Source organism: Paenibacillus sp. P46E (genome assembly GCF_001909095.1).
GTDB lineage: Bacteria > Bacillota > Bacilli > Paenibacillales > Paenibacillaceae > Paenibacillus_AQ > Paenibacillus_AQ helianthi.
The window spans coordinates 114,740-123,313 of record NZ_LVYZ01000035.1; the positions used below are offsets into that span (position 1 = coordinate 114,740).

6 protein-coding genes are annotated in these 8,574 nt (G+C 46.5%); 2 read left to right on the plus strand and 4 right to left on the minus strand.

The window, feature by feature from the left end:
• Positions 1-9: 9 nt before the first annotated feature.
• Positions 10-3,348, plus strand: coding sequence for an S-layer homology domain-containing protein (locus tag A3849_RS11960; RefSeq protein ID WP_074111621.1), 3,339 nt, complete (start codon positions 10-12; stop codon positions 3,346-3,348).
• Between the two features lie 150 nt (positions 3,349-3,498).
• Here the strand turns inward: A3849_RS11960 and A3849_RS11965 are convergent, their stop codons facing one another.
• Positions 3,499-5,448: an oxidoreductase gene (locus tag A3849_RS11965; protein ID WP_074111622.1), complete on the minus strand. Its 1,950-nt coding sequence runs from the start codon at positions 5,446-5,448 to the stop codon at positions 3,499-3,501.
• Between the two features lie 40 nt (positions 5,449-5,488).
• A complete protein-coding gene (locus tag A3849_RS11970; protein WP_074111623.1) occupies positions 5,489-6,736 on the minus strand; it encodes an L-lactate MFS transporter in 1,248 nt (415 codons plus the stop codon).
• 219 nt (positions 6,737-6,955) lie between these two features.
• Between A3849_RS11970 and A3849_RS11975 the strand changes: the two genes are divergently transcribed.
• Entirely contained in the window at positions 6,956-7,495 is a 540-nt protein-coding gene (locus tag A3849_RS11975; RefSeq protein WP_074084138.1) for a PadR family transcriptional regulator, read from the plus strand.
• Between the two features lie 197 nt (positions 7,496-7,692).
• On the opposite strand, the gene A3849_RS33955 is transcribed toward A3849_RS11975, so the two are convergent.
• Together A3849_RS33955 and A3849_RS11985 are read right to left on the minus strand one after the other, a co-directional pair.
• On the minus strand, positions 7,693-7,914 hold the full coding sequence (locus tag A3849_RS33955; protein ID WP_074111624.1) for a GNAT family N-acetyltransferase: 222 nt from the start codon (positions 7,912-7,914) through the stop codon (positions 7,693-7,695).
• Positions 7,915-7,937: 23 nt separating this feature from the next.
• Positions 7,938-8,387, minus strand: coding sequence for an oxidoreductase (locus A3849_RS11985; protein ID WP_074111625.1), 450 nt, complete (start codon positions 8,385-8,387; stop codon positions 7,938-7,940).
• Positions 8,388-8,574: the final 187 nt, after the last annotated feature.

Below are 8,574 nucleotides of genomic sequence, written 5' to 3' on the forward strand. Positions count from 1 at the left end.
ATTTTGAGAATGGGATTTAGGAAAAAGCAAGTATCAGCCGCTTTGGGTCTGTCATTACTTTTAAGTTCCATAAGTGGAATGGTTGCGAGTGCGAGTGCGGCTCCCATCCCGGAATCAGTGGCGCTGCCGCCTGCACCGGCCTGGGGGTATTATGTAGACAATTACAAAATCAATACTTCCTCCAACAAGACGACCCTCTCAAACCCAGCGATCGGGACTCTTTCCGGGTTTGAACAACTGTGGACTCCTGGTGCTGCCTGGGATACTGGCACGAAATTGAACAGCAGCGTGCTGGATGCCAACATCCAAAAGGTGGTAGACATGGCCGCCAAACGAACCTCCAGTGAGGCTGATGCAGCCTATTTGGATGACCGGAGAAAACAGAGCTACAGCGTCATGGATGGCCTGGGTTCACTTACCGATATCTACAGACTTCATGCGGGAGCAACGACAACAATCACCGGTATTCCCGCAGATGCCACAACAGTTAAATATGAGGATCAGGGAAACGGCGGAGAATATGGTTCAGGCGATCCGAATTCCAGTCTCGGCAGCATCGTGAGCTTGGTGAATACCTTCCGCAACAGCAGTGCTTCAACTAGTCCATCCAAGACCTATTATAAATATCCGCGCCCGTTTCGCTGGAGCAGCCCAGCCATTGTAGTGCCGTCCCTTGTTCCTGCAATCAATGCTGATCCAAGCAACGACGGCGGATTTCCAAGCGGCCATACCAATGCCGCTTACCTGAGTGCAATAGCGATGGCCTATGCTGTACCGGAGCGGTTCCAGGAACTACTTACCCGGGCATCGGAACTTGGAAACAACCGTATCGTTGCCGGAATGCACTCACCGCTTGATGTAATGGGAGCACGGGTCATGGCCACTGCGGTATCCGCTGCTGCGTTGAATGAACCGAACAATAGCCTTTTGAAAAAGACGGCGTATAACGATGCGCATGGTCTATTGTTGACACAGACCGGCACAGCAGAAGACCGGTTCAGCAATTACGCCAAGAATAAACAAAACTACACAGAGCGTTTGACCTACGGATTCAGTCCGATCGATTCCACAACTAAGCCAGTGGTGGTTCCAAAAGGCGCAGAAGTCCTGCTCGAAACACGCCTGCCGTACCTGGACGATACGCAGCGCCGCTGGGTCTTAGCCACGACCGGGCTTCCCTCCGGCTATCCTGTGCTTGATGACCCGGAAGGATGGGGACGGCTTAATCTCTTTGCCGCAGCAGATGGCTATGGTGCTTTTGCGAATGACGTTACAGTGACCATGGACACTTATCAAGGCGGCTTCAATGCCCTGGACCGCTGGAGGAATGACATTTCCGGCACAGGGGGGCTAACCAAAAAGGGAACGGGGACGCTCAAGCTTCAGGGGAACAATAGTTATTCCGGAGGTACACAGCTGAATGAAGGTACGCTTGAGGGAAATTCGGCGGCAGCTTTCGGAACCGGCGATGTGACCAACCACGGGGGAACCCTGATTCAGAATGTTCCTGGACAGATGACCATCGGCGGGAATTTCAGCCAGTCTGCCGGCGGCACACTTGAAATGAACCTTAACAGTTCAAACGATCTACTCAATATTAAGGGCAAAGTACAGGCTGGTGGTACATTGCATCTGAACTTTTTGAATCATTACGTACCTGACGGTGTGATTACACTCATCACCCATGGTAAGGATCAGCGGAGCGGAGAATTTTCTTCCGTAGAGACAACAGGACTGCCTAGCCAATACAAAATGAAAGTAATCTATAACGCTAACAGCATCAAGCTCGCTGTAGACCTCGAGGCGCCAAGTTGGCCGGCAGACGCCAAACTGACCGGTTCAAATATTACCCAGGCGGGCCTTACCTTGAATTGGCCGGCAGCAATAGACAACGAAGGGGTAGTCAGCTACAGCGTATATCGTGACAGCACACTGCTTCACACCGTAACCGGTGCTACCTACTCCTATAATGTAACTGGATTGACTCCAGGCACAACCTATTCGTTCTCTGTCATCGCTTATGACCTTACGGATAACTCTAGCAGTCCTTTAAAAGCATCCTTGAGCACCGTTTCCAGCTCTTCTCCTGGCGGGAATGGGCCAGTGGCAACGCCAACACCTTCCCCTGTACCTTCGGCTACTCCAAGTCCCGCATCCAGTCCGGGGACAGATAACGGGAAGCAGAGCCTATCGGTAACGGCAACTGCCGATCCCAGCGGAAAAGCAGAGGCAACGATTAAGGATTCCCAAATTACTGACTTGTTGACTAAGGTCAGCTCTTCTACCGCAGCAAAGATCTCAGTTCTGCTGAATGTGGGAACCGTAGACCATGCAAAGTCAGTTGGAATCACACTTTCCAAGGATGCCATCAGCAAGCTGTTCGAGAGTAAAACTGCTGAAGTGGAACTTGTAACCCAGTTCGGAAACATGTCCTTTAACAAAGCCGCCTTGGGGTCGTTGAAAAATTCCGGGGGAGACAGTATCCGCATTGGAATCGCTCCAGCAGCTACTTCCGGCCTTTCTTCTGAAGCAGCAAGTCTGGTCGGTACACGGCCTATGCTGGAGTATACCGTTCAGTCTGGCGCTTCAAGCCTGATCAGCTTTGGAGGCGGAAGCATCAAGATCAGTATTCCGTTCAAGCTCGCCCAAGGTGAAGATGCTAACGCCATTACCGCCTATTACATTGACAGTAGCGGCAAGCCTAATGCGGTCGTTAAGTCGGGGTATAACCAGGAGACAGGAACCGTCTCATTGTTAACCAACCACCTCAGCAAATACGCTGTAGGCTATAACAAAATCAGCTTTAGCGACACTTCCGGTCACTGGGGTAGCAGCTATATTACCTACCTGGCTGCGCACAACATTATTTCCGGTACAGGCGCCAACACATTCGCACCTGATAAGGGGATTACCCGGGCAGAATTCGCCAAAATGCTGGCAGGACTCGCCAATGCGGATGTCTCAGGGTATTCCTCCTCAGCGTTTACCGATGTCAAAGCCGGTGACTGGTACCTGCCTTATGTAGCGTGGGCCGCCGGGAATAACATCGTAAATGGAGCAGGCAACCATAGATTCAATCCGAATGCCTTCATCAGCCGCGAGGAAATCAGCGTCATGATCGGGCGGTATGCTGATCTTGCGGGCTACGCACTTCCTGCCAACATCAGCAACGCAGGCTTTGCAGACAACAGCAGCGTTAGTACGTGGGCCGTGGATGCGGTAACCGCCTTGCAGAAGGCAGGAATCCTGTCCGGCAAAGGCAACAACACATTAGATCCTAAAGGCGGCGCAACCAGAGCGGAGGCCGCTAAAATGATGACAGTGTTTCTGCAGGGAATGATTCAATAGCTTCAGCAACCAGGGCGATAGCCAGCAAATCACAGATTAATTTATTACATCGGATTGCTGGCCATCGTCTTTTTCTAGTTTCTGCTACTCTCTCACCGAACAAAAATAAACCTCCTCTCATCCCGAAGGATGAAAGAAGGTTTAGCAGCGTTAAATATCAAGTGCGGCATGATAACCTTGATAGATTGCAGTCGTAATCGTTGATGCCTTAACGCAGTCCCCAATTTGGGCAACATAAGGTGCGCAATCCAATAACTCATCTACTACATTTCTTCTTGCTCGTTGTCCAAGCGCACAAATGACCGAAGTACCCGGAACAAGAACCTCTTCCCCATTGGGCTCCGCGCATACCACACCTTCTTGTGTGACACGCAGCCCTTTATATCCTAAATGCACTTGAATGTTGTTCTTTTCAATTTCTTTCAGCATAATGGGACGATGTCTGATATTAGCATCTGGAGCCAGCTCCGTTCTCATCTCTACCAGATGGACAGTCTTACCCTCCTGGGCAAGGTGAATGGCGGCTTCACAGCCTGCCAGACCGCCTCCCAATACGATTACACTATCGCTGACCTTGTCCTTCTCCAGATAATAGTCATTCACAACGACTACGTTATCTCCGTCTAATCCGGGGATTGGAGGAACAATGGCTGCGGAACCGACGGCGATAATTAACGCATCAACGTCTTCTTTCTCAGCATACGCTTTAGTCACAGGTGTATTCAAACGAATCTCAACACCGGCGTCTTTGGCGAGTTTTCCGAGAGTTACTCCCAACTCATACATCTCATATTTAAATGGAATGGCCTGTTCGCCCCTCAAAATACCCCCTACGTCATCAGACTTCTCACATAAAATGACTTGATGTCCGCGTTTAGCTGCGGTAAGCGCGGCATACAGTCCACCCGGGCCTCCGCCAGCTACCAAAACCTTGCGTGAATTAGGAGAAGGATATATGTCGGTACCATCCATTTCACGACCAATGAGCGGGTTAACTGTACAGCGTCTTGTGGATGTTTCAGCACGTTCTGCCATACAGGTGAAGCATCTCAGACACTTGATAATATCCTCATCACGGTTGCTCATCACCTTTTTGGGGAGCTCGGGATCCGCCAGGAGGGCACGGGCCATTTCTACAACATCCGCCTGACCGCTGGCAATGATTTCTTCCATTTGAGCAGGGTCATTTAATCCGCCAACCGTTGCTACCGGAACACTAACATGCTTCTTGATCTCTGCCGCAAGATAAACATTACTGCCATGAGGCAAGAACATAGAAGGGTGTGTGATACCAAACCCTGTCTGATACGTTCCGGCAGATACATGTAGCAGGTCGATCCTTGATTCCAGTAATTTGGCAATTTCAATCCCTTCTGTCAGATCATAGCCGCCTTCAAACAACTCGGAGCCGCTCATTCTAAACTCTATGGGAAAACCAACACCAACAGCTTCACGGACACTATCAAGCACCTCCTGGGCAAAACGCACCCGATTCTCCAATGATCCGCCATACTTGTCTGTTCTGCGATTGAAATGAGGAGAAAAGAACTGATTAATCAACCAACCATGCCCGCCATGAACCATAATCATTTCAAAACCTGCTCGCTTCGCAAGTCCCGCACAGGTACCATAAGCAGCTACAATGTCATCAATCAGTTCTTGCGTAAGCTCCTTAACTTCTCTGCCGTCTGGACGCACCCCGGGGCTGGGGCCCCACTGGGCAAGTCCCTGTTTCTTATTTTTATCAGTCAGATAAGTTCCTGCATATTGACCCGAATGGGATAGCTCCACACTGGCAATAGCCCCGTGACGGCGGATAGCATCTGCTGTATACGTAAAGCTGGCCAAAGAATCCACTGTTCCCAAATCCAGATGATACATATGTGAAGCTTCTGTCTCGGGGTGAACTACAACTTCACTGACTGTAACTGAGGCAGCGCCGCCTTTTGCTCTTAATTCATAAAAAGCGGTAGATTTAGGACCAATGGTGCAGTCAGCTGTAATATCTGTTCCTCCCATAGGTGCGCCAAACATTCTATTTCTAAAAGTCACATTGCCGATGGTGATGGGCTTGCTTAAGTTTGGATATTTTCTATGCATGCTTTCTTACTCCTTCTCTGTAGATGATTCTTTCTCACATTTATATGATAGCTTTCTGATTCTTCTTGTTAGCCAACTTATATACAAAGGTCAGGACAAATCCGGTGATGCCAAATACAGCCGCAATGACAAAGGCTCTCTGGTAACTACCATCTGCGCTATACACATTCTTCATAATGGATGGTCCAAAATATCCCGCTAATGCAAATCCAATAAACATAATTCCATAATTCACACTGTTATTTTTTGCACCAAACTGATCCGCAGTGAATCCCGGAAATACCCCCATGAGTGAGCCAAAGCTTAATCCGATCACCGAAATACCAATATAAAAGGTCGCCACACTGTTTTCTCCGGATAAATACAGCAAGGTGAGTCCGATTACCGAAAAGAGAGAAGAAATTGCCAGGGTATTGATTCGACCGATTTTGTCTGAAATATAGCCTGCAATGATTCGTCCACCCGTGTTAAAAAGAGCCAATATGGAAACAGCGGTCGTTGCGGCTGCCGCAGACAGACCAACCATTTTCTGTGCGATAGGTGAAGCTTGGGAGGTACACATTAGTCCGGCAAAAGCTCCACTGATCAATAACAAGATCATTACGTAAAACAGTGGACTTGCAAGCATGCCTTTCCAGTTTTTGTCGTTCTTCAGCGAGCGGCCAACATGTACAGCCTTCGGTGTCCATCCTGACGGAACAAAATCAGATGGGCATTTCTCGATGAAGAAAGAAGCAGCACATATAATCACAAGAAATGCGATACCGAGAATAATGAATGCCGTTTTCACACCGGAAGTACTTATTAATCCGTTGGCAATCGGAGGGATTATCACTGAGCTCAATCCATAAGCAGCCGTGGTTACACCGCCAACCAAACCCCGTTTGTCAGGAAAAAACTTAATCGAGTTGCTGATCGTGCATCCGTAAACCATTCCTGTACCAAGGCCAAGTACGATACCGTAAGTAAGTACCAGGAAGCCTACAGATGTTGCAAACCCTGATAAAAGCATACCGCCTCCAAACAACAAGCCCCCTACAAAGATCACTTTCTTGGGTCCGAATCGGTCATTGATCCACCCACCAGAAATCATCGTGATCGGCCCGACTGAATTTGTAATGGTAAATGCAATAGCTAGATCCCCCGGTGTTAAAGTAAGTCCTGTGACGCTGCTCAAATACTCAGCCATTGGGGCAGCAAACACACTCCACCCGTAAATTGATCCAATACACAGATTAATAAAACAGCTTGCAATCAGAATAATCCATCGCTTTTTCGTAAGCTCCACTGAGATTCTTCTCTCCTTCATAATTATATTGTGAATTTATTCACACCATTTGAGTACATATTAACACAGGATTTTATTTATATCAATATAAACATGTATATATTTATATGTTCTGAAATACATGTTGTGCGAGGCTTGTATCAATCCTTATTGCGAGCACCAAAATATGCTATACTTAACAAATCAAAAAGACGAAATGTATAGGAAGAAGAGAGCCTTATGAGAACTTTAAAGTATGCCATTTTGGGGTTACTAAATAACGAACCTATGACGGGTTATGATATTGGTAAAGAATTCAGCAAAGATTTAGGTGAATTCTGGAATGCAAAGCACAGCCAGATCTATCCGGAATTAAAAAAACTGTTTGACGAGGGACTTATCGTTTACGAAATTCAAATTAGCGGAGAAATCCTGGAGAAAAAAATGTATTCGATTACGGAGGAGGGCAAAGAGGCTTTTTTGAAATGGTTAAAACAAGCAGAGCCTTTAGAACCTACTCCCAAAGATGTGTTTCGGCTTAGAATGTATTTTTCCAATCATCTGGATGTGCCAACCCGGATACACCTCTTAGAGCATCAGTTGCTTCAGCATCAGGAGCGGCTGCAACATTTACGCAAAAACAATGAACGTCACCAAAGTATTCCACCACATGATAGCGTGGATTTTGGTGATTATTTCATATTGGATGGCGCTATTTTACGTGAAACGGTAACGATACAATGGCTGGAAAACTTTATTCAATATTGCAAATCGCTGTAACAGGTAGGCATACAGAAAAACCTTCCCTCATCCCGGAGGATAAAAGAAGGTATAAGTGAATCTTTTCTGAGGCATGACAGCTATCAACGTATACATCCCTATGTTCAGGGTATTCCTTAATGGATTGGATCACTGGATACCCATCTATAGATGTAATCGTTGATGTAGGGGCTGTATAAATTTTCATTGCTGTGCCATTAAATATATATCCATTCGTGAAGCGCGTGTTGCAGTAGTTTGGCTCCCATCTTTTGTCCTCTAAACTCCGGTACCACATACAAACAAGCAAGCCACGGAAAAACATCTTGGCGGCTGATCAGGTCATTCCTTAGCAACGCATATATACCGATGATTGAGCCATTTTGTACGGCAATATAAAAACGCGGCAAACCATCCTCCGTTTTCATGGAATGAAGCATACAGTCGTAATAGAATTGATAATTCAGAACGCTTCCCTACTCGCTCCAAAAGTACTTTCAATGGCATGATTATAGTTATCCCAATTAAAATAAAAAGGTCCGATATCAAGCTTTCTCTGGTTACCTTCCAGCTGAAAATTGCTCCATTCAATAATATCTGATTCTCTGTCAATACTCACTGAGATATAGCCACACTCCAAATCACCGCACCATGGGCAGACGAGTATTGGATATCTATGATACATAAGCTCAAATGAATATTTCAGCAAGAAGTAATCCATCATGAGTCTTTGATATTGTTCACTTCCCCAACCAAAGGCAGGAACCAAATCATACTTCTTAAGTTTTTGGTATAAAGAATTCCCGTCGATAAGGATATCAGCAAATAAGGTATTCTTATTTCCGAGTCGAGCCGGGTCATCTTCCTCATATCTACTGGTTAACTTCGTTTCCAAGTAATTTACTGTATTCATCTCCCCCCTTTCTTTGAATTTGCTTACTTATTATTGTTTATTATTCCTTTTATTCTAAAAGTGAGATCTTGAATGGTTGTTTCACTTGTATCAATTATAACTGTATCCATATTCCCATATAATTTTAACCGATTGGTGCTCAAGGTTATTTGTTCTTGCGTCCTATTGTCCAGTTCCATCCTCTGTC